The sequence below is a fragment of the Staphylococcus sp. MB377 genome (assembly GCF_001922505.1).
GTDB lineage: Bacteria > Bacillota > Bacilli > Staphylococcales > Staphylococcaceae > Staphylococcus > Staphylococcus haemolyticus.
The window spans coordinates 1-1272 of the sequence record NZ_MAON01000045.1; the positions used below are offsets into that span (position 1 = coordinate 1).

The following is a 1272-nucleotide window of genomic DNA, read 5'->3' on the forward strand; positions in this document are numbered from 1 at the left end:
GTATGAAATGGAGAGAGTTAAGTAATAAATATGAAATTTTTTAGAAGAGATAGTAGACGCAAAAATAACGAAAATAGGGAAATATAGATATAGGGAAAAGGGGAAATATCCCTATATCTATAAGTGGAAATAGGGAAATAGGGAAATAGGGATATTATTCAGAAAGTGCGCAAATTCGCTGTTTACAAAGGATAATGCTTGTTGTAACGTAGTAAACAACAAGCACCATTCTACAAAACAAAACATAATTTGATAGTTTACATAAATGAAGAGCAAGAAGATCGATAGAACAAACTTAAAAACAATTGAATATGAACACAAAATAAAAAGCCACTCCCATATGCTAACGGCTACCAACCGTTGTGGGAATGACTCAGCTCTAGTAATTGCTACCAACACTTACTAGACATGACCTGTAACCATGCAGGAATTCGGTTTAAGTAGTGTACCACCACTATCCTTAAACAATTATGCCTTTCGACTAGGCTTATTTGATATACCCATTTTATCTATGATTCAGCTAAAATTCAACTAGTAAATGCTAGAATTGTATTTTTTGCAGTCAAAAGATATATATAGGGCATCTCTAAGCCTAGAGGTCTTGTGAATGTACAGGCCATTTAGGAATTGGAGATGCCTTTTTGTTTTTTGTTCGCGTGGAATTGCCTGATACCACGTAAATAAAAACTGATAAGCCGTAATTCCGTGCTGCTATACATATAGGAGGAACGTGTTACGTGCGTGGCTAGCTGTTGGTCGTGCAGGGGGTACAAAGTATGCGCCTACAAAAACAGCACCTCTCATTGGAATCCTGTTCTTCTGGTGAGGGTGGGCGAGAACGTGCCCAGGGACGAATCCCTAAAAGGTTCGGGTGGTTATCGTTAGCATTACGGTGCTAGGGAGTACATTCAGCTTGTCGTGTAGGGACGATATTACAAGGACAAGCCATAGAAAAAGGATGTATGCGGTGAAAATCGCTGAGTGAACAGGGTCTATACATACGGATACCTTATAAGTGACCGCATGGCGAAAACTAAGACGCTTATCCATCTATTTTGATCGATTACTTTTTTTTGTGATCTTTCAAAGTAGGGGATAAATCTGCCTTCCAGCCTTGTTCCATAATCGTTCCCAAATGATAAAAACCCTCAAGACCTTCAGTCAATATTAAATTCGAAGAAATGATGAAAAACATGAGATTGTTTAAGACCCGGGGGGAATGACTTACTAAGATAGAAGAATAAATAAGAGATTTACTACTTACTTGGTTAG

The 1272-nt window shown here is 38.0% G+C and carries 1 protein-coding gene; it reads right to left on the minus strand.

Translation table 11 applies throughout. From position 1 onward, the window contains the following. Window positions 1-1063: 1063 nt before the first annotated feature. Window positions 1064-1272, minus strand: a 209-nt coding sequence (locus BB045_RS12230) for a hypothetical protein (protein ID WP_075140695.1), incomplete at its 5' end; no start/stop codon positions are given.